Source organism: Candidatus Poriferisocius sp. (assembly GCF_965208475.1).
Lineage (GTDB): Bacteria > Actinomycetota > Acidimicrobiia > Acidimicrobiales > Bin134 > Poriferisocius.
Window position 1 is genome coordinate 2,236,500 of the sequence record NZ_OZ242338.1, and the last position, 19,320, is coordinate 2,255,819.

The 19,320-nt window shown below is 65.9% G+C and carries 16 protein-coding genes and 1 riboswitch; of the genes, 11 read left to right on the forward strand and 5 right to left on the reverse strand.

Annotation, left to right across the window (positions count from 1 at the left end):
• Positions 1 to 10: 10 nt before the first annotated feature.
• The gene (gene deoC / locus ACOGXA_RS10495; RefSeq protein WP_419926972.1) at positions 11 to 937 is read right to left on the reverse strand and encodes a deoxyribose-phosphate aldolase; all 927 of its coding nucleotides are present in this window, start codon (positions 935 to 937) and stop codon (positions 11 to 13) included.
• 77 nt (positions 938 to 1,014) lie between these two features.
• Here deoC and upp point away from each other — a divergent pair, with 77 nt between their 5' ends.
• Positions 1,015 to 1,638: a uracil phosphoribosyltransferase gene (gene upp / locus ACOGXA_RS10500; RefSeq protein ID WP_419923821.1), complete on the forward strand. Its 624-nt coding sequence runs from the start codon at positions 1,015 to 1,017 to the stop codon at positions 1,636 to 1,638.
• A 103-nt stretch (positions 1,639 to 1,741) separates the two neighbouring features.
• On the opposite strand, the gene ACOGXA_RS10505 is transcribed toward upp, so the two are convergent.
• From ACOGXA_RS10505 to ACOGXA_RS10515, 3 genes are all read right to left on the reverse strand, one after another.
• Positions 1,742 to 2,161 carry a hypothetical protein gene (locus ACOGXA_RS10505; RefSeq protein WP_419923822.1) on the reverse strand — a complete coding sequence of 140 codons (420 nt, stop codon included), beginning with the start codon at positions 2,159 to 2,161 and terminating at the stop codon, positions 1,742 to 1,744.
• 117 nt (positions 2,162 to 2,278) lie between these two features.
• Positions 2,279 to 3,946, reverse strand: coding sequence for an N-acyl-D-amino-acid deacylase family protein (locus tag ACOGXA_RS10510; protein ID WP_419923823.1), 1,668 nt, complete (start codon positions 3,944 to 3,946; stop codon positions 2,279 to 2,281).
• Positions 3,943 to 4,965, reverse strand: coding sequence for an NAD(+)/NADH kinase (locus ACOGXA_RS10515; RefSeq protein ID WP_419923824.1), 1,023 nt, complete (start codon positions 4,963 to 4,965; stop codon positions 3,943 to 3,945). The genes ACOGXA_RS10510 and ACOGXA_RS10515 overlap by 4 nt, the downstream gene beginning before the upstream one ends.
• A gap of 179 nt (positions 4,966 to 5,144) precedes the next feature.
• Here ACOGXA_RS10515 and ACOGXA_RS10520 point away from each other — a divergent pair, with 179 nt between their 5' ends.
• From ACOGXA_RS10520 to ACOGXA_RS10530, 3 genes are all read left to right on the forward strand, one after another.
• Positions 5,145 to 5,654 carry a LysM peptidoglycan-binding domain-containing protein gene (locus tag ACOGXA_RS10520; RefSeq protein WP_419923825.1) on the forward strand — a complete coding sequence of 170 codons (510 nt, stop codon included), beginning with the start codon at positions 5,145 to 5,147 and terminating at the stop codon, positions 5,652 to 5,654.
• Between the two features lie 344 nt (positions 5,655 to 5,998).
• Positions 5,999 to 6,901 carry a hypothetical protein gene (locus ACOGXA_RS10525; RefSeq protein ID WP_419923826.1) on the forward strand — a complete coding sequence of 301 codons (903 nt, stop codon included), beginning with the start codon at positions 5,999 to 6,001 and terminating at the stop codon, positions 6,899 to 6,901.
• A 54-nt stretch (positions 6,902 to 6,955) separates the two neighbouring features.
• On the forward strand, positions 6,956 to 7,699 hold the full coding sequence (locus tag ACOGXA_RS10530; protein WP_419923827.1) for a hypothetical protein: 744 nt from the start codon (positions 6,956 to 6,958) through the stop codon (positions 7,697 to 7,699).
• Positions 7,700 to 7,775: 76 nt separating this feature from the next.
• Here ACOGXA_RS10530 and ACOGXA_RS10535 read toward each other — a convergent pair whose 3' ends face one another.
• Positions 7,776 to 9,743, reverse strand: coding sequence for a thiamine pyrophosphate-binding protein (locus ACOGXA_RS10535; protein WP_419923828.1), 1,968 nt, complete (start codon positions 9,741 to 9,743; stop codon positions 7,776 to 7,778).
• 155 nt (positions 9,744 to 9,898) lie between these two features.
• On the opposite strand from ACOGXA_RS10535, the gene ACOGXA_RS10540 reads away from it, so the two are divergent.
• The 7 genes from ACOGXA_RS10540 to thiO all read left to right on the forward strand — a co-directional run bounded on the left by ACOGXA_RS10540 (position 9,899) and on the right by thiO (position 19,310).
• Positions 9,899 to 10,528: a peroxiredoxin gene (locus ACOGXA_RS10540; protein WP_419923829.1), complete on the forward strand. Its 630-nt coding sequence runs from the start codon at positions 9,899 to 9,901 to the stop codon at positions 10,526 to 10,528.
• Between the two features lie 37 nt (positions 10,529 to 10,565).
• Entirely contained in the window at positions 10,566 to 11,327 is a 762-nt protein-coding gene (locus ACOGXA_RS10545; RefSeq protein ID WP_419923830.1) for an ABC transporter ATP-binding protein, read from the forward strand.
• A gap of 61 nt (positions 11,328 to 11,388) precedes the next feature.
• Positions 11,389 to 14,109: an ABC transporter permease gene (locus tag ACOGXA_RS10550; RefSeq protein ID WP_419923831.1), complete on the forward strand. Its 2,721-nt coding sequence runs from the start codon at positions 11,389 to 11,391 to the stop codon at positions 14,107 to 14,109.
• Positions 14,110 to 14,148: 39 nt separating this feature from the next.
• Positions 14,149 to 15,687 carry a glucose-6-phosphate isomerase gene (gene pgi, locus ACOGXA_RS10555; protein ID WP_419923832.1) on the forward strand — a complete coding sequence of 513 codons (1,539 nt, stop codon included), beginning with the start codon at positions 14,149 to 14,151 and terminating at the stop codon, positions 15,685 to 15,687.
• Positions 15,688 to 15,690: 3 nt separating this feature from the next.
• A riboswitch (TPP riboswitch) is annotated at positions 15,691 to 15,801 on the forward strand.
• Entirely contained in the window at positions 15,792 to 17,546 is a 1,755-nt protein-coding gene (gene thiC / locus ACOGXA_RS10560; protein ID WP_419923833.1) for a phosphomethylpyrimidine synthase ThiC, read from the forward strand. Its footprint overlaps the riboswitch before it by 10 nt.
• Positions 17,543 to 18,145 (forward strand): thiamine phosphate synthase, encoded by a 603-nt coding sequence (gene thiE / locus ACOGXA_RS10565; protein WP_419923834.1) that lies wholly within the window; start codon positions 17,543 to 17,545, stop codon positions 18,143 to 18,145. The genes thiC and thiE overlap by 4 nt, the downstream gene beginning before the upstream one ends.
• On the forward strand, positions 18,138 to 19,310 hold the full coding sequence (thiO, locus tag ACOGXA_RS10570) for a glycine oxidase ThiO (protein ID WP_419923835.1): 1,173 nt from the start codon (positions 18,138 to 18,140) through the stop codon (positions 19,308 to 19,310). Before thiE ends, thiO begins: the two co-directional genes overlap by 8 nt.
• Positions 19,311 to 19,320: the final 10 nt, after the last annotated feature.

Below are 19,320 nucleotides of genomic sequence, written 5' to 3' on the forward strand. Positions count from 1 at the left end.
GGTAGATGAATCAGTCAACGCTCAAATCCTCCCGCCGCTGGTAGCGGCCGTCGCGCAGCTTGGCCCGCTGCATGAGCACATCGTTGAGCAGGCTGGACGCCCCCAACCGGAACCGCTCCGGGGTCAGCCACCCCGGTCCCAGCGTCTCGCCCACGATCACCAGATAGTGCCAGGCCTGCTTGGCGGTGCGGATGCCCCCGGCCAGCTTGAGCCCCACGGCCCTTCCCGTTTGCTCGGCCATGTCCCGGATGGCCTCGGCCATGCACAGGGCGGTTGGCGGGGTGGCCGAGGTGCCGATCTTGCCCGTCGAGGTCTTGATGAAGTCGGCCCCGGCCACCATGGCCAGCATGGACGCCCGCTTGATCTGGTCGTAGGCGCCCAGCTCTCCGGTTTCCAAGATCACCTTGAGGTGGGCCGACCCGCAGGCTTTCTTGGCCGCGGCTATCTCGTCGTAGGCCTTCTGATACTGCCCGGACAGGAATGCCGAGCGATTCAACACTATGTCCACCTCGTCGGCGCCGGCGGCTACCGCCCAGGCGACCTCGGCCAGACGAGATTCCAGCGGGGCCAATCCGGCGGGAAACCCCCCGGCCACACTGGCCACCGCCACCGGGCTCTCGGCCAGCGCCTCTGCGGCCACTGGAACGAGCTCTGGGTATACGCACACCGCGGCCACCGGCGGCACCGACCAGTCAGCGGCGTCGGGGCGACGGGCTCGGGCGCATAGGGCTTGGACCCGCTCAGGGGTGTCGGCGCCTTCCAAGGTGGTGAGATCCATGACCCGGATGGCCAATTCCAGAGCGGCCGCCTTGGAGGTGGATTTGATCGAACGGGTACACAGGGCCGCGGCCCGCTGCTCCAGCCCCACCTCGTCTACGGGTGTGATGTGTACTCCGGCCACGGCATCGGCAACCTCGCTCGGGGGTTCGGCAGCCAACAGATCGCTCACCCGCTAAAGGATAGGGCCGAGCCACGACAACCGGACACCCGGCGGAACAAGCCTAAGGTGAGGCCATGGAGGTTGCGGTTGTCAGACACCCGTTGGTGCAGGCCCGACTGGCCGAACTGCGCCGAGCCGACACCCCCTCACCTGTGTTCCGTCAGGCCCTTGACGAGTTGAGCGGGCTGCTGGTCTACGAATCCGGGCGCGACCTTCCCACAACAGCCATAGAAGTCGATACCCCGCTGGCGCCGACCTCCGGGGTGCGAATCGACGATCCCCCGTTGCTTGTGCCTGTGTTGCGGGCCGGACTGGGAATGCTGAATGCGGCCCGGAAGCTGCTTCCTGAGTCCGCAGTGGGATTTCTTGGAGTGCGGCGCAATGATGAGACGCTCCAACCTGAGCCCTATCTCAACACTGTGCCCGATGATCTCGGTGGCCAGGCCGTGCTGGTGCTCGAACCGATGTTGGCCACCGGCGGATCTCTGGCCTATGTCTGCGGGCGAATGGCCGCAGCCAACGCGGGGCTCATCACCGCGGTGTGCGTGCTGGCCGCCCCCGAGGGAGTAGCGGCACTCGAAGCTGCCGCCCCCAACGTGCGCCTGTTCACCGCAGCGGTCGACGAGGGTCTGAACGAGCGGGCCTACATCGTGCCCGGACTAGGCGACGCCGGCGACCGACAGTTCGGACAGCTCTGAGGATTCCCCACCGGGGGAGGGTCAGCGCCCAGCGAAACAGCACTTTCCCCACCGGGGAAGGGTCAGCGCCCAGCGAAACAGCACTTTCCCCACCGGGGAAGGGTCAGCCCGGTCCTCCGAGGTCGGTGTCGTAGGCGCTGTACACCAAGTCGACGGCGTGGTGATTGAGCTGATCCACCTTGAAGACGATGGCCCTCATCGACCGTTGCAGGCCGGGACCCGGCTGTTGGGTGTGCAGCAGCTTGATCTGCTCTTGCACTGAAGCTTGGAGCTGCACCTGCTCGGAGCGGATCTTGTTCACCTGGGGCACCAGCCGAGGGGCCAGTTCGATGCAGTCGTCGTACAAGCCGAGATCGCAATCCGAGCAGAACCCGGTGAGCGCCCGGCTCACCGCTCCGAGCTTGTCTTCGAGGCGCTGCACCCAGCGCTCGGGATTGTCGGCGGGCATGCCCTCAGACAAGAGCTCTTGCAGGCTTGCTCCTGCTCTGTTCAGCTCGACGCGCCAGTCTGTGCTTTCCCTCATGGCGATCTCCTCGTCATCATGTGGGAACGACCACGCTGTCGCTCTTGCGTTCGGTGCCAGCTTAGGCACACTCCCCCAGGCTGCGCCAGAGGGTTTCGGCAATTTCTTGGTGAACGCCTAGCGGGCCGAGGGGCGCAGGATGTCGCCGGGGTGGGCGGCCACACCGCTCTGGTCCGCTTCGCCGTCGCGGCGGATGGGGGTGCCGTTTACCAGCACATGGGTAATGCCCACGGAGGCGTCGGCGGTGAGCCGCTCGGCGTTGGCCGGGAAGTCCCGGATACGGCGCAGCGGCCCCGGCGCCACCGTGTCGGGGTCGAACACCACCACATCGGCATAGGCCCCCTCCCGCAGATAGCCCCGATCCACCAGGTTGAACAGCTCGGCTTGCACCGCGGAGAGCTTCCTCACCGCCTTCTCCACGGGCATGAGCTCGCGGTCGCGCACCCAATTGCCCAAGAAGTCGGTGGCTTGGGGGGCGTCGCAAAGCTGGCCTACGTGGGCGCCGGCGTCGGACAAACCCAGCGTGCAGCCGTCCTGTTGCAAGAGCATGGCCACCCCTTCGGGATCGTCGTTGGCGATGATGCAGCTGATCCGGGTGGCCAGGTTGTCGGCCACCGCGGTGTCGAGCAGCACGTCGAGGGGGCGCACCCCCTGCTCGGCGGCCACGTCGGTCAGCCGGCGCCCGATCAGCTCGGGCCTAGAGGATGTCTCGGCGATCTGGAACGTCTCCCACCGGGGCCGCATGGCCTTTTGGTGCTCGAAGGCCTCGGCGGTGCGGTTGCGCCAGTCCTGGTCGTCGTAGGCCTTGAGCCGGGTGTCTCGGTCCTCGCTCATCAGGGCGGCGAATTCGGGGTTCACGTTGAGGGTGAACGGATCGGCCATCACCATCTGGAAGGTGAGCGGGCGGGGGGTTACCTGGGGCCACACCTGGATCCCCTCTTCCCACGCTTCCCGGTTGCGGGCCGCGCTCTTGTTGTGATTGCCGTTGGGGAACGTCAGCAGCGCGCCGTAGGTGAACGGCACTCCCACCTGGGGCTGCAAGGTGTACAGATCGTCGATGCCCACCTGCTCGCCGGGAGCTACCGACACCACACCCCGGCGCTTCTGGCCGAGCACGCCGATGAGGGCCTCGAATTCATCCCGGGTGGCGAATCGGCTGGGTATGGGCAGTCCGTCGGCGCCGCGGTGGGTCATGGCAAAGCTGGTGGCCAACCCGGCCGCACCGGCGTCGATGGCCTCGGCCACCACCTCCACCATGCGGGCCACTTCTTCGTCGGTGGCGGCACGCTCGTAGGCTTCATCGCCCACCACGAACAGCCTTAGGGCGGTGTGGCCGATGTAGGCCCCGAAGTTGAGGGCGATGCCCCGACGGGAGATGGAGTCCAGATACTCGGGGAACGTCTCGAAATCCCAGGGGATGCCCTCAGCCAGGCTGTCCACGTTCATGTCCTCGACGTTCTCCAAGGTGCGGGCGATGAGATCCTGGTGATTGGGCCGGGTGGGAGCTATCGAAAAGCCGCAGTTGCCGGCGATCACCGAGGTAACCCCGTGGTAGCACGACGGGCTCAGCGCCGGATCCCAGAACACTTGGGCGTCATAGTGGGTATGGATGTCGATGAATCCAGGGGCCACCACCTGGCCGCCGGCGTCCAACTCGACCTGGCCCGACAGCCCCGATCCGATATCGCTGATGCGGTTCCCGGTGATGGCGACATCGGCCTCCCGACCCGGCTCGCCTGTTCCGTCCACCACGGTTCCCCCACGGATGACAATGTCTGCACTCATGCCCCCAAGTCTCCCATGCCTCGCTCAAACGCGCCTGCCCGAGCTCCAGAAAGCACCACTGAACCCACATCGATCACTCGGGGCCCCTGGCGCACCACCCGCAGCGAAGCGGTCTGGTCGGGATGCAGGCGGCGGCTGCGCTCTCCGTCGAAGGCCAAAAGACAAGGCCCGGCCACATCGACGGACACATCGAGTTCCAAGAACCGGCTCGCGGCCAGACCAACCGAGGCGAACCAACCCGGTGCCAGCGCTCCCCGAATCAGCCGAGCAGGATTCCGGCTCGGCGGAATGAACTCCAGCACCACCCCCCGGTCCTCTTCGGGGGCACAGGGCAGCACTGTGCCCGCCAAGCCGCTGAATCCGATGGCGGCGGGGTCGGCCCGGGTCAACACGCCAAGCATCATGGTTTCGGGATCGAACAGTTCCAGAGAACCCACATAGGGGTCATCCACCGCGATGGCATCGACGAGGGCCAGGTCGGTTTCGGCGTCGGAGTCGCCACCGTTCACCTCCACCGCCACCACCTTGGCCCGAGACGAGTGAGCATCAAGGTCCACCGCTCCGGTGGCGATGAGCCCCGCGGCCATACCGGCCACGGTGGGCTCAATGTGGAAGGGAAAGGCGTTGTTGGTACCGGTGGACACCGGGATGAGCGGGGCGTCGGGCCATCCTGAAGCCAGCGCCCGATTGGTGCCGTCTCCGCCCAGGCTGACCACCGAGCCGCACCCCCCGTCTCGCATGGCCTGAGCCGCATCCGCCGAATCACGCTCGTCGTGGTGCAGGGGCAGGTCGAGAAACGTCACCTTCAGGGAAAGCTGAAGGTTCTCGGTGGCCCGCCGGGTGATGGAGAATGGATCCCGGGTCAGCACCGCCTGCTCTGCCCCCGCCTCGGCCGCTCCATGGAGGAGCCGTCGCAAGATGCTGACTTTGTCCTCGACGGTCGACGATCCCGCGCTGGTGAGCAGGCGGCGCACGTCGCTGCCCGAACGCGGATTGACCAGAATGCCGACTGCCGACATTTCTCCATGTTGCCAGCATCGGCTCGCCTCGTGGTTAGCCGCAGTGTCGAGCACTCCGCTGTGACCCGCTAGGAAGTGCTTTTTAGGTTTTGGGGTCAAGTTGCGTAAAGTTGACGGGCACTGGCAGTTGAGGAGGTGTCGCCATGCGCCAGACACGGATGTTTTGGATGGTACTGCTGATGGCTGTCGTGGGGGCAGCCTGCGGCGGCGGAGGGGGGACTTCCACCGAAGAGCGCCCATTGGGATTGGACTCCGACGACGCAGCCGTGCCCACCATCGAGGCCCTGACCCCCACTCCGCCCCCGACCCCCACACCCACCTCGACGCCGGAGGCGTTCATCTACGTGGTCAAGGAGGGCGACACGCTGGCCAGCATCGCCTCCGAGTTCGGCACCGACCTCAATGCGGTCATCGCCGTCAACGACTTGGAGAATCCCAATGTCTTGAGCATTGGCCAGCAGATCGAGATCCCCCAGGATGTGCCGGTTGTGCTCAACAGCGACGGCACCGTGCGGCCGGGCGACCGCACCCACATCGTGGCGGCGGGCGAAACCCTGCTGGGGATTGCCAGTCAGTACGGCAAGACCCTCGACGAGGTCAAGGCGGCCAACAACATCATCGTGGCCGATCTGCTCCAGGTCGGCCAAGAGCTGACCATCCCCGCCACAGAGGAAGAACCCGCCCCGTAATCCCGGATTTGAGCTAGACAGGTCGACGAGCCAGGGGGCACATCCGGGATATCCACATTCTCGGCTGGCCGCGCTCCTAGTGTGGACGACATGGCCGTTCTGGCTCGTACTCGGCTTTTCGCGCCAAAGGCACGACGGAAGGCCACCATGTGGTGTCCCCGTTGCGATGTCACCTGGTGGGGGACGGCGCGCGACACCTGTTGGGCATGCCGCCAGCACACCGCCACAACCCCGGCGCCGACCGCCCAAGTACGCCTGCTGGCTACTAGCGCAGTCGGCGAGCCGTGAACGCCGGGCTTGCGATTCCGGCACTGATCATCCTGGGCTGCGGTCTCCTTGGTGCCGTGGTTGCCTTCGCCACCCGAAAGAAGCGGGCGTTGTGGGACATCTTCCCCGGCCCAGTTCCAGAGGAAAATGCGGAGACCCAGGGCAACGTGCCCGATCGGCTCGACAGCCGAGCTGAGCCCCCGCCTGCCGACGATGATCTAAGCGACAACCGTGCCGACAGCGGTACCCACGGGCTCGAGTTGGTCGAGTATCCGGCGGAGGAAGCTCCCCCCGAGGCCGACATATCCTGGCCCAACCAAGAAGGTCTGGCTGCCTGGCATCGGCTATATGAGCTGACGGTGTCGGCCTGGATCGAGAACCACCAGAAGGTGCTAGGCACTATTAATGCCTCCGGCCTCCAGATCGACTTGGGCAGCCGCGACGAACTCATGGCCGGGCACGAAGAGCTGGCCCCCAAGATGCGCGAGGCCATAGCCAGCCACCCCTCGCCAGTGATGAGAGCAGAGCTGAGCGCCATGCACGTGGCCGGAGAGGCGACCGTATTCGCGGTGATCAAGAGCGACTACGAGACCGCCCGCCGCCAGCACCTCGTTTATGTGCAATACCGGGACGAGTGGATCGAGCGGCTGCGGCAGTTCTCCGAGAATCCAATGGGCAAGCTGCGGTCGGTCTTGACCACCACCGAGTTCGAGTTGGAGGAGATTCGAGCCGCACTGGAGTCTGCACTGATCGAGACCGAAGAGCCCGATGAAGATGAACCCGACTTCGAGGCCCCGATCATGGTGAGAGAAAACTCGACGCTGGTATTCGACATTGATGACCAACCAGACGATGTCCTGGAAGCAGCCGTAGGCACTCCAGAGGACACCACCTCCGAGCTAGAAGACGGCCGAATCCCCCGGCTCCTCAAACGCCTCGGCACCCCCACAAGTTTTTGGATACGAAAAAAACCGGGATGAGATGTCAACATGGGAATGGGCAATTCGACATAGACTTTCCGCGCTCTGGCAACCATGGCGGCAATCAGCCTGGCGCTAGTTGCTCTCGCGGGCGCAAATGCAAATGCCCAGGAAACCCAGAACCCCATATCCGTGCGCGACCATCTCATCCATCAACAGGAGTCGCTGCTCAACTTCTACCGCTGCCACTTCAATATCGACGCCCCAGTGGTGCCCGGCGGCTGCTCCAATGGACAACCTGCCCCTGCCGATACTTCCCCGCAACAAACAAGCCAGTCCCAAGAGGGTCAAACCGCCGAGGATCCCCAAGCCGGACAGTCTCAGGATTCTGCCGAAAAGGAGGCCCAAGACGTCATAGATGAGCGTCCGACCGGCGACAACGTCGTCACCATTTCGCCAGCAGGCGACAGCATAACGATTGAGACCACAACCACCGACGGTGATTCCGAGTCCCAGACCCACGAAGCCCCGGCTTGGGCGGAAAGCCACGAAGATGTGGACAAGATCAACGAGTGGGCTAATGCGGTCCAAGAGGCAGCTGAAAATGGCAATGAGCCGGCAGATGACGGGGCCACGGTAGTGATCAACAACCCCACCAGCGACACCTCTGACGAAGGCCACGCTGAGAACTGGGAGAACTGGCACCGGGCTTACGAGAACCAAAAAGAATCAGGCGAGCCATTCATGGTCTGCGACCCAGCCCGCACTGTCGAGACGACATGGGTCGACCCCGATACCGGCGAGTCCAAGGCAATTACAATTGAAATCGAAGAACTCTGCTGGTGGGAGAACAGGTAATCCTGCCCTCAAGCCAGCCGCCTTTTCCTCTGGAATCCCCCACTCCCTGCTCCAACACAAAGACCCCGCAAAGGGCCTAAACCAGGTCGGGGTCGCAGATGATCTCGACTAGGGCGGGGTCGGGGTGGGAGAGGGCGGTTTGCAGGGTGTCGTCTAGTTGTCCAGCGGAGGTGACTCGGAGGCCGAGGGCACCGCAGAGGTTGGCGTAGTCGGCGAAATCGGGGTTGTGGAGGGCGGTCTGCCACACATCCCAGCGGCCGGCCCGCTGCTCTTTGGAGATCTTGCCCAACTGCGAGTTGTTCAGCAGCACATGGGTTATGTCCATGTTGTACTTCACCGCGGTGGTCAGCTCCATGGCGTATTGGCCGAACCCGCCGTCGCCGCTGACGCTGATGATCGGACGACTGTCCCCCACTGCGGCCCACGCTCCCATGGCCGCCGGGAAGCCGAAACCGATCGAGCCCAGATAGCCCGACATGAGCACCGACTGGGCCCGGGTCTCGAAATACCGTCCGAAGGAGTAGGTGTTGTTGCCCACGTCCACGGCGATCACCGCATCGGCTGGGCACAGCCGGCTCAGCGAGTCGAACACCGCGGCGGAGCTGACCCCCCGGCCCTGGTTGTCGGCCAGCCGGGACGCCTTCTCCTGCCGCCAAATGGCCCACCGCTCAGCCACCTCGGCTCGGTGGTCGCCGCACGAAGCCCCCGCGGCCAGCCGCTCGGCCAGCGCTCGGGCGGTCACCCCGACATGGCCCAGCACCGGCACATCCACCGGGTGGAACCGGCCCAGCGCCATCGGGTCGTAGTCCACCTGCACGATGGGCTTGTAGGGGGCTATGCCGGTGTGGTTGGAGAACGACGCCCCGAAGGCCACGATCAGGTCGCTCTCGTTCATGAACCAGCTGGCGATGGGCGTGCCCGAGCGGCCCAGCACCCCGCATCCCAGCGCATGATGGTCGCTGATCTGGCCCTTGGCCTTGAACGTGGTGGCCATCGGCGCACCAAGCTGCTCGGCCAGCCCCACCACCTCGGCCGCGTCGAATCGAGCCCCCGCCCCCAGCACGAACAGGGGACGCTCAGCGGCCGAGACACGAGCCACTGCGGCGTCCAGCGCCGCGGGGGACGGGGGCATCTCGGGACGAGCCAGCCTCCCCCCAGGGCCGCCCGACGCGGCGCCATCGGCCGCCGGCTGCACCTGCACCTCATCGGGCATAACCAAAAGAGCCACGTCGCGCTGCACCAGCGCGGTCTTGCAGGCCAGGTTCACAAGTTCGGCGTGGTCTGACCGGGCCGACACCGTCTGGTTGTACGCGGCCACGTCGGCAAACGCACCCTCCAAGTCCACATCTTGGAATGCGCCCCTTCCCCTAACCGACGACGGCACCTGGCCGCACAGGGCCAGCACTGGGGCCCGGTCGACCTTGGCGTCGTAGAGGCCGGTCATCAAGTTGGTAGACCCTGGCCCCGCGATGGCGAAGCACGCGGCCAGTCCTCCGGTGAGCTTGCCGTAGGCGGTGGCGGCAAACGAGGCCGCCCCCTCGTGGCGGATGCCGTAGAAGCGCAGATCGCCCCGCTGCTCGGCTTCCCGCAGCGCGTCGGCGAACCCCAGGTTGGAGTGGCCGACCATCCCGAACACGGCCCTCACTCCCCAGCTCACCAAAGTCTCGACCATCACGTCCGACACCGTGCGCACCCGGGCCGTCTCAGCGGGCAGCGCCACGTACACGCCGTCGTCGCGCTCCTGCACCGGGTAGCAAGCCGGGGCGTCGTCGAATCCCCTTGGAGGGGATCCATCTGTGGGGTTGTAGTCGTAGCCGTGCCACGGACAACGCAGCCAGCCGTTCTCTATCGAACCTTCTCCCAACGGCCCGCCCTGATGGGGGCAGCGGTTGTCCAAAGCGCCGAAGACACCCTGATGGCAGGTGACCGCCAAGCTGTGGCGACCCACGGTAACGGTGCGAACCCGCCCATCGGGCAGTTCGCCGGGCTCAAGGATCTTGTGCCATCCGCCAGTGGGTCCCTGGTCTGAGTTCTCTTGGTCCATCAATGGAACCCTACGCCTATGTCTGGGGAAATTAAATGGGGAAATAATCCAGACCTACTTAGTCAGGTATGGCCACAGCGGATAAAGTGTACGAGACTCATTCCAACGAATCCGAGACCCATTCCAACGAGTCGCAGTCCAACAAGGAGCCTCAAATGGCTATTCGACTGGGCGACACCGCCCCTGATTTCACCGCCGACACCACTGAGGGAACCATCTCCTTCCACGAGTGGAAGGGAGACTCCTGGGCGGTTCTTTTCTCCCATCCCAAGGACTTCACCCCGGTTTGCACCACCGAGCTGGGCTACACGGCCAGGTTGGCCGAGGAGTTCACAGCCCGCGATGTGAAGGTCATCGGACTGTCGTGCGACTCAGTGGACGACCACGTCTCCTGGTCGCAAGACATCGAGGACACCCAGGGAATCCGCCCCAACTTCCCGATGATCGGCGACGCCGACCGCACGGTGGCCGATCTCTACGACATGATCCACCCCAACGCCAGCGACACCATGACGGTGCGCTCGGTGTTCGTGATCGACCCCGACAACACAGTCAAGCTCACCATCACCTATCCGGCCAGCACGGGCCGGAACTTCGACGAGGTGTTGCGGGTGATCGACTCGCTTCAGCTCACATCGGCCAAGATGGTGGCCACCCCGGTAAACTGGCAGCAGGGCGACGACGTGATCATCGTGCCCGCCCTTTCCAATGAGGAGGCTTCCGAGCTGTTCCCCGGCGGATGGGACGAGCAAAAGCCCTACCTGCGGGTTGTGGCCCAGCCCTGACCCATCCCCTACTCGGAATTCAGCGGAAAGCGTTCCATTGACCATCACAGACGAAGAGACAGCCGCGGTCAAAACCCATTTGGCGGCCCGAGCAGTGGCCGCGGTGAAGGTCTACGGCGCCGACGACACCGAGGTCCGAGCACTCGACGGCGTGGACATAGGCTTCAAGCGGGGCCGATTCACCGCCATCATGGGCCCTTCGGGGTCGGGCAAATCGACCTTGATGCACTGCATGGCCGCCCTCGACACCCTTACCAGCGGCCAAGTACTGATCGGCGAGACAGTGCTGAGCTCGCTGAGCGACCGGGAGCTGACCCAACTGCGTCGAGACCGGTTGGGATTCGTCTTCCAGGCCTTCAACCTGGTGCCGACGCTTACGGCCATCGAGAACATCACCCTGCCCATGAGCCTGGCCCGACGCGATCCCGACCATGATTGGCTGGACACCGTGGTGTCAACCGTGGGACTGGGCGACCGCCTCTCGCATAGGCCCAGCGAACTGTCGGGCGGCCAACAGCAGCGGGTGGCGGTGTCTCGGGCTATGGCCGCCAAACCGGAGATAATCTTCGCCGACGAGCCCACCGGCAACCTGGACTCCCGCACCGGCGCAGGCATCTTGGAGTTCATGCGCCAAGCGGTAGACAGGTTCGGCCAGACCATAGTGATGGTCACCCACGATCCGGTGGCCGCCTCTCACGCCGACACCGCGGTGTTCCTCGTAGACGGGCGCATTCACGGCGAGATTCCAGCCCCCACGGCCGAGCGGGTGCTGGACTATATGAAAGAGCTCGGCGACTAACCGTCCGCCTGGCCCAGATGCAACCCTTGTCCGGCGAACCCGCAACCCGAGTGAGCCTTCGTTGACCCTTCTCCGCTACACCCTGAAGAGCATCGCAGGCGCCAAGATCAGGTTCCTGCTCACCACCCTGGCCGTGGTGATCGGGGTGGCCTTCACCGTGGGGGTGTTCGTAACCACCGACGGGCTCCGCTCCACTTTCGACGACCTGTCTCAGGACATCTACGAGGGAGTCGACCTGTCGGTGCGCTCCGAGGTCGAGTTCGGCGACCGCGACCTCAGCGCACCGCTCGTGCCCCCGTCCCTCCTGGAGACGGTCAGGTCGATTGAGGGGGTGGCCGCGGCGGAGGGCGGCGTGTTCGAGTTCAACGTGATCGCCATCGACTCCGACGGCGAATCGCTGGAGAGCTTCGGCCCGCCGCAGATGGGGGTCAGCTGGCCCCAAGACCAGCAGCTCAGCCAGGTGAGCGTCTGGCCCGACGGCGTCAGCCGCCCACCGAGCGGATCCGAAGAGTTTGCCATGGACGCCGACACTGCGGCAGACAACGGGTTCCGGGTGGGCGAGCGCTACCGGGTGATCACCCCCACCGGCACCCGAGAGTTCACCCTGGTGGGGTTGTTCCGATTCGGCAGCGGCGAGGACGCCACCGTAGGCGCCCAGATCACCGCTTGGGACGCCGACACCGCCCAAGAAGTGCTCCACGGCGGTGAGGGCTACGACAGCATCGACATCCGACTCCTGCCCGGTGCTTCGCCCGAGGAGGCGGCCGCCGCCATGAGCGCGGCCATCCCCGAGAACGTCGAAGTGGTTGCCAACGAGCAGCTCGTCGAGGAGCAGGCCGACGACTTCAACGAGTTCATCGGCTTCTTCCAGAACTTCTTGCTGGCGTTCGCCATCGTCATCTTGGTGGTGTCGGCGTTCATCATCTACAACACGTTCACCATCATCGTGGGCCAGAGGATCCGCGAGCTCGGGCTGCTGCGGGCACTGGGGGCCACCGGACGCCAGATCACCCAAACGGTGGTGGGCGAGGCCGTCGTGGTGGGCCTGGTGTCCACCGGGCTGGGACTCGGCTTAGGGGTGCTGCTGGCCCTGGCTTTGAGGGCCTTGTTCACAGCCATAGGCGCCGACTTGCCCGACTCTCCCATCGTCATCGGCGCCAATACGGTTATCTCGGCCATCGCCATAGGCGTCGGGGTCACGGTCGTGTCGGCTGTGGGACCAGCCTTGCGGGCTCGCCGGATCGCCCCGATGGCCGCCATCGTAGATGACCCCTCTGCCCGGTCTTCCGACGTCCGCCGCACTCCTTTGCTGGGAGCGCTGTTGGCCGTGGCCGGGGCGGTGATCGCGGTGCTGGGCATCGTCTCGCAATCGACGAACCCAACCGTGCTGGCCGCGATCATCGGCTCGGTGCTCCTCTATGCCGGCGGGAGCCGCGTCCACCCTCTGGCCGGGCGCGTCTTGGTATTGCTGCTGGGTGTGGCGCTGCTGGTGGTCGCCCTGATGGTCGACTACTCCACCGGCGACATCTTGGTGCTCTTGGGCACCGGTGCGCTCTTTGTGTTCGTGGGCATGAACCTGGTGAGCCCCTTGTTCGCCGCTCCTTTGGCCCGCGGCCTCGGATGGCTTCCCGCCAGGGTTTTCGGCATCAGCGGAGAGCTGTCCCAGCAGAATGCCGCCCGCAGCCCCCGCCGCACGGCCAGCACCGCTTCGGCGCTGATGATCGGATTGGCGCTGGTGTCGATGGTCACCGTGTTGGGCCAATCATTCAAGCAGACCCTGGCCGACACGCTGGAGGACTCGGTCAGCGCCGACTGGCTCATCTGCGTTGGAAGCTGCAACAACGAGTTCGCCGCGTTCAGCCCGCTCGCCGCCGAGACGATGGCGGCCCGGCCCGAGCTGGACTCGGTGATCTCCTACCGGTTCCGCAGCGAGGCCGCCCGAACCACGCTCGATGGCGACACCCAGGACATCTTGTCCACCGACCTCGAAGCACTTGTCCTGCACATCGACCCCGACGTGTCCGAGGGAAGCCTGTCCGGCTTGGCGCCGGGCCAGCTACTGGTTCATGAGGACAAAGCCGAAGATTTGGGCGTCGGTGTTGGCGATCAAGTCGAGATGGAGTTCGCCGGCGGGGACCGGGCCGCTTTCCAGGTTGCCGCGGTGTACTCCGACAACACCATTTTGGGCTCTTTGGTGATAGACCGCGCCGATTGGGATCGCTTCTTGGCCGGCAGCCAAGACCAATTCATCTCCGCGGTGACCGCGCCGGGGTACTCATCGGATCAAGCCCGGGCTGCATTGGAGACCGTCACGATCGACTATCCGCAGCTGGAAGTGCGCGATCAGGCCGAGTTCCGGGCCAACCAAGAGAGCCAGATCGATACATTCCTGGCCGTGGTGAATGTGTTCTTGGGCGTCTCGCTGGTGATCGCCCTCATGGGCATAGCCAACACGCTGGCCCTCTCGGTGTTTGAGCGCACCCGCGAAATCGGGCTCTTGCGGGCCGTGGGCATGATTCGCCGCCAGACTCGGCGGATGATCCGCTGGGAGGGCGCCATTGTGGCCGCCTTCGGAGGGCTCATGGGAATTGTCATCGGCGTGCTGTTCGCCTGGGCCGCCGTGATCGTGATTCCCAGCGGGTTCATCTCGGCGTTGTCGGTTCCTTGGGCAACCCTGATCATCTATTTGGTAGTGGCCGCCGTGGCCGGGCTGATAGCCGCTACTTTCCCGGCCATCCGGGCCAGCCGCCTCAACGTGCTCGAGGCCATCGCCTACGAGTAGCCCCCCGGATTCCCCGAGCAGTCGGGATACGCTGCCAGCGTGTACCGCACAGACGAGTGGCAGGCGCTCAGCGCCCACCGGCAGTCGCTGGCCGATGTGCATTTGAGAGAGCTTTTCGACCGGGACCCCGACCGCGGTGAGCTTCTGGGCGCGGAGACCGGCGGGCTGCTTCTGGACTACTCCAAGAACCGTCTGACCGCTGAGACGGTGGAGCTATTGGGGGCCTTGGCCGACCGGGCCGGGCTGGCTGGGCGGATCGAAGCCATGATGAGCGGCGAAGCGGTGAACACCACCGAGAATCGCCCTGCCCTGCACACCGCCCTCCGGCGGGGCGACCCACCCCCTGAGGTGCGAGAAGAACTGGTGCGGATGGCCGCGTTTGCCGAAAAGGCTCGCGCCGGGCGCTGGAACTCGGTGGTGAACATCGGCATCGGCGGATCGGACTTGGGCCCGGCCATGGCCACCGCGGCCCTCTGCGCCCACGCCGACACCGAGGTCGATGTGCGGTTCTTGTCCAACGTCGACGGCGCCCACTTCCAAGCCCTCACCAATGACCTGGACCCAGCCCAGACCCTGTTCATCGTGGTATCCAAGACGTTCACCACCACCGAGACCCTGGCCAACGCCCGTACCGCCCGGGCCTGGGTCGCCGAGGCGGTGGGCGAGCACGATGCCAGCAGCCACTTTGCCGCGGTCACCGCCAACCCCGGCAAGGCTCAGGGCTTCGGCATCGACGCTGGGGCCGTCTTCGCCATGTGGGACTGGGTGGGCGGCCGCTATTCGCTGGGATCGGCGGTGGGGCTCAGCCTCATGATCGCCGTGGGCCCCGATGCCTTCGCCGAGTTCTTGGCCGGGATGCACCACATCGACGAGCACTTCCGCACCGCCCGATGGGCCGAGAACCTGCCCGCCCTGCTCGGGCTCATCGGCATCTGGAACCGCAACTTCTGGGACTGGCCCACTTACGCGGTGCTCCCCTACGCCCAGGAGCTCGCGTTGTTCCCGGCCTATATCCAGCAGCTCGACATGGAGAGCAGCGGCAAGTCGGTGCGGACCGATGGCACGCCGACGGGCATCGCCACCGGGCCGGTGGTGTGGGGCCAGCCGGGAACCAACGGCCAGCACGCCTTTCACCAATTGCTTCATCAGGGCACCGACATCGTCCCGGTGGACTTCATCGGCTTCTGCCGCCCCAATCACGGGCTCGCCGAGCACCACGATCTGCTCATGGCCAACCTGTTCGCCCAAGCCGAGGCCCTGGCCTTCGGCGCGGCCGGCACCGACGACCCCCACCGAGCCTTTCCCGGCAACCGGCCCAGCACCGTCATCCTCGCCGACCAACTCACCCCCCAATCGCTAGGCCAGTTCGTAGCCCTCTACGAGCACAAGGTGTTCACCCAGGCCACCATCTGGGGCATCAACCCCTTCGACCAATGGGGGGTTGAGCTGGGCAAGACCCTGGCCACCGCCATCGCTGCCGAGCTCACCGGCGCAGCCACCCCCCACCCGGCCCGCGATTCCTCCACCCGATCTCTCATCAACCGCTACGTCACGCTTCGTCGGCCTGTGGCAAGATAGGGGCGACAACCACGCGGGAGCTCGAGGATCGTCGGGCTGAGAGGGCGTCCGCTGGCGCCGACCGCTGAACCTGATCCGGATAACGCCGGCGAAGGGAGATGACGATGAGCGAGAGCGCCAATGGCAGCGCGCCTACCCAGGAAGGCACGGTGCCCAGCCAAATGACCGCCCGGGAGAAGGTATACGTAGCCGGTTCCCGGCCCGATGTGCGAGTGCCGTTCACCCAGGTGAACCTCACCGAACCGGAGCCGCCGTTTCTGCTGTACGACACCAGCGGACCGGGTTCCAACCCCAGCGTGGGGCTGCCGCCGCTGCGGCTGGGGTGGATCACCGAGCGGGGCGACACCATCGAGATCGGGGGTCGAATGGCCGATGTGCGCGACGACGGTCGCCGGGCGGCCCGCACCGGCCAAGCCTCCGACCCGTTCTTGGGCGAGCGACTTCCGGTGCGTCGGGCCACCGACCGGGCAGTGACCCAGATGGCCTATGCCCGCCGAGGCGAGACCACCCCTGAGATGGAGTTCATAGCCACCCGCGAGCGGCTCGACGCCGAGCTGGTGCGCTCTGAGGTGGCCCGGGGCCGGGCCATCATCCCGGCCAATGTGAACCACCCCGAATCGGAGCCCATGATCATAGGGCGCAAGTTCTTGACCAAGGTCAACGCCAACATCGGCAACTCGGCGGTCACCTCGTCGATCGCCGAGGAGGTGGAGAAAATGGCCTGGGCCACCCGCTGGGGTGCCGACACGGTGATGGATCTGTCCACCGGCGCCGACATCCACACCACTCGGGAGTGGATCATCCGCAACTCGCCGGTGCCCATCGGCACGGTGCCCATCTACCAGGCCCTGGAGAAGACCAACGGACAACCCGAAGAGCTCACCTGGGAGATATACCGCGACACGGTTGTCGAACAGGCCGAGCAGGGGGTGGACTACATGACCGTCCACGCCGGGGTGCTTCTGCGGTACGTGCCGCTCACCGCCCAGCGCACCACCGGGATCGTCAGCCGAGGCGGCTCGATATTGGCCGCGTGGTGCCTGGCCCACCACCAGGAGAACTTCCTCTACACCCACTTCGAGGAACTGTGCGAGATCTTCGCGGCCTACGACGTGGCTTTCTCGCTGGGCGACGGGCTGCGACCGGGGTCTATCGCCGATGCCAACGACACCGCCCAGATGGCTGAGTTGGAGACCCTGGGCGAACTGACCGCACGGGCCTGGGCCCACGACGTGCAGGTGATGATCGAAGGGCCGGGCCATGTGCCGCTCAACAAGATCAAAGAGAACGTGACCCTGGAGCGGGAGTGGTGCCAGGATGCCCCCTTCTACACACTGGGACCCCTCACCACCGATGTGGCGCCGGGCTATGACCACATCACCTCGGCCATCGGGGCGGCCAACATCGGCTGGTACGGCACCGCCATGCTCTGCTACGTGACCCCCAAAGAGCACTTGGGCCTGCCCAACCGGGCCGACGTGAAAGACGGGGTGATCGCCTACAAGATCGCGGCCCACGCCGCCGATGTGGCCAAGGGCCATCCGGGGGCGCAGGCGTGGGACGACGCCCTGTCGAAGGCCCGGTTCGAGTTCCGCTGGGCCGACCAGTTCAACCTGTCGCTCGACCCCGAGACCGCGTTGAAGTACCACGACGAGACCCTTCCGGCCGAGCCGGCCAAGACGGCCCACTTCTGCTCCATGTGCGGACCCAAGTTCTGCTCCATGAAGATCACCCAGGACGTGCGGGACTACGCCGCCCGCCAGGGCGTGGACGAGTCGACGGCCATCGAGTTGGGGCTGAAGTCCAAGTCGGTCGAGTTCCGGGACCAGGGCGCCGAGATCTACTCGGCCGGGTCTTGAGCTTGGTCGTGCCCCGACTGCACGTCATCGCGGATGGGGCCCGGTTGGCCGCTGCCGCGCTAAGGGGCGGTGCGCCCGCGGTGCAGGTGCGGATCAAGGAGGCCGACGACGCCGCTGTTTTGGCCGAATGCGAGCGCATAGTGGCTGCTGCTCAGCGTGCCAATGCCACGGTGATCGTGAACGACCGGGCCGACATCGCCTTAGCCGCCGGGGCCGATGGGGTCCACGGCGGCGCCGAAGACCTGCCGGTGGCGGTGTTGCGTGGCTTGGTGGGCCCCGACCGGCTGGTGGGGGGCACAGCCCGAGACCCCGACACCGCCCGTCGCCACCAAGCCGATGGCGCCTCCTATGTGGGAGTGGGCCCGGTGTACGCCTCCGCCTCCAAAACCGGGCTGCCCGACCCCTTGGGACCGGCCGGGGTGGAGAGGGTGGCTGCTTCGGTTGACATTCCGGTGATCGCCATTGCCGGCATCACCGCTGCCCGAGTGCCAGAGTTGTTGGATGCGGGCGCCCACGGGGTAGCGGTTATAGGCGCGGTGGCCCACGCCACCGACCCGGCCGCGGCCACCTCCGAGCTCTTGGAGGCCCTCGGTGGCTGAGCGACTTTCCAACGCCGGCGGGGCCCCCGGGCCCGCTGCCTCCTCCAAGCCTGATGTCATCATCGTGGGCGGCGGCATCATCGGGTTGGCGACCGCCTGGCAGCTTCAGCGAGAAGGCGCCGACGTGGTGGTGCTCGACCCCGCGCCGGGCACCGGGGCGAGCCACGCAGCGGCCGGAATGCTGGCCCCCATCCACGAGGCCTACTGGGGCGAGAGCCACATCTTGGGGCTGAACTTGGCCTCCAGTCAGCAGTGGCCTGCCTTCGCCGACGCCTTGGGGGTAGACGCAGTGGACTACCGCCGCACCGGGATGCTTATGGCGGCCTACGATGCCGACGACAAGGCGCTGCTCGACAACCTGGGCGATCTGCACGAACAAGAGGGGCTGCCGGTAGAGCGGCTCCGCAGCCGAGAGTGCCGGCTTCGCGAACCACTGCTCGCTCCCGGTGTCCGGGCAGGGGTGTACTCCCCGCTCGACCACCAGGTGAACCCCCGCCGGGTGGTGGCCAAGCTGTTGAGCCGGGTGGCCACCATCCCAGTGTCGGCCACCGAGGTGGCTCGCAGCCAAGTGGCAACCGACGACGGCGCAGTGATGAGCTGTGGGCAGGTGGTGGTGGCCGCGGGAGCGTGGACCGGCCTGCTGCTGGGGGTGCCCATTCGGCCCGTCAAGGGACAAATCCTTCGCTTGATCGGCCCAGAGGGCCTGCTGCGGCTGCCGGTGAGGGGGGTGGTGCGGGGGTCGAGCGTGTACGCGGTGCCCCGCAGCGACGGCGAGATCGTGGTGGGCGCCACCCAGGAGGAGCAGGGCTTTGACACCCGGGTAACCGCGGGCGGCGTCTACGAACTGCTTCGTGATGTGCTGGCCCTGCTGCCGGGACTGAGCGAGATCGATCTGGTGGAGACGTGGGCCGGCCTGCGCCCCGGCGCCCCCGACAACGCCCCGATAATCGGGACCGGCGACGACGGCATCGTTTACGCCTCAGGCCACTACCGCAACGGCATACTCACCGCCCCCATCACCGCAGCCGCGGTAGCCGCCCTGATACAGGGCCGCGAGCCGCCGGTAGACCTGACACCGTTCAGCCCCGGCCGTTTCGCCGCTTCGTCTGATGGACTCGACCCCTTCGACCGGACCCCTGGGAAGCTCAGCGAGGTGTCGGCGTGATCGTTCCAGC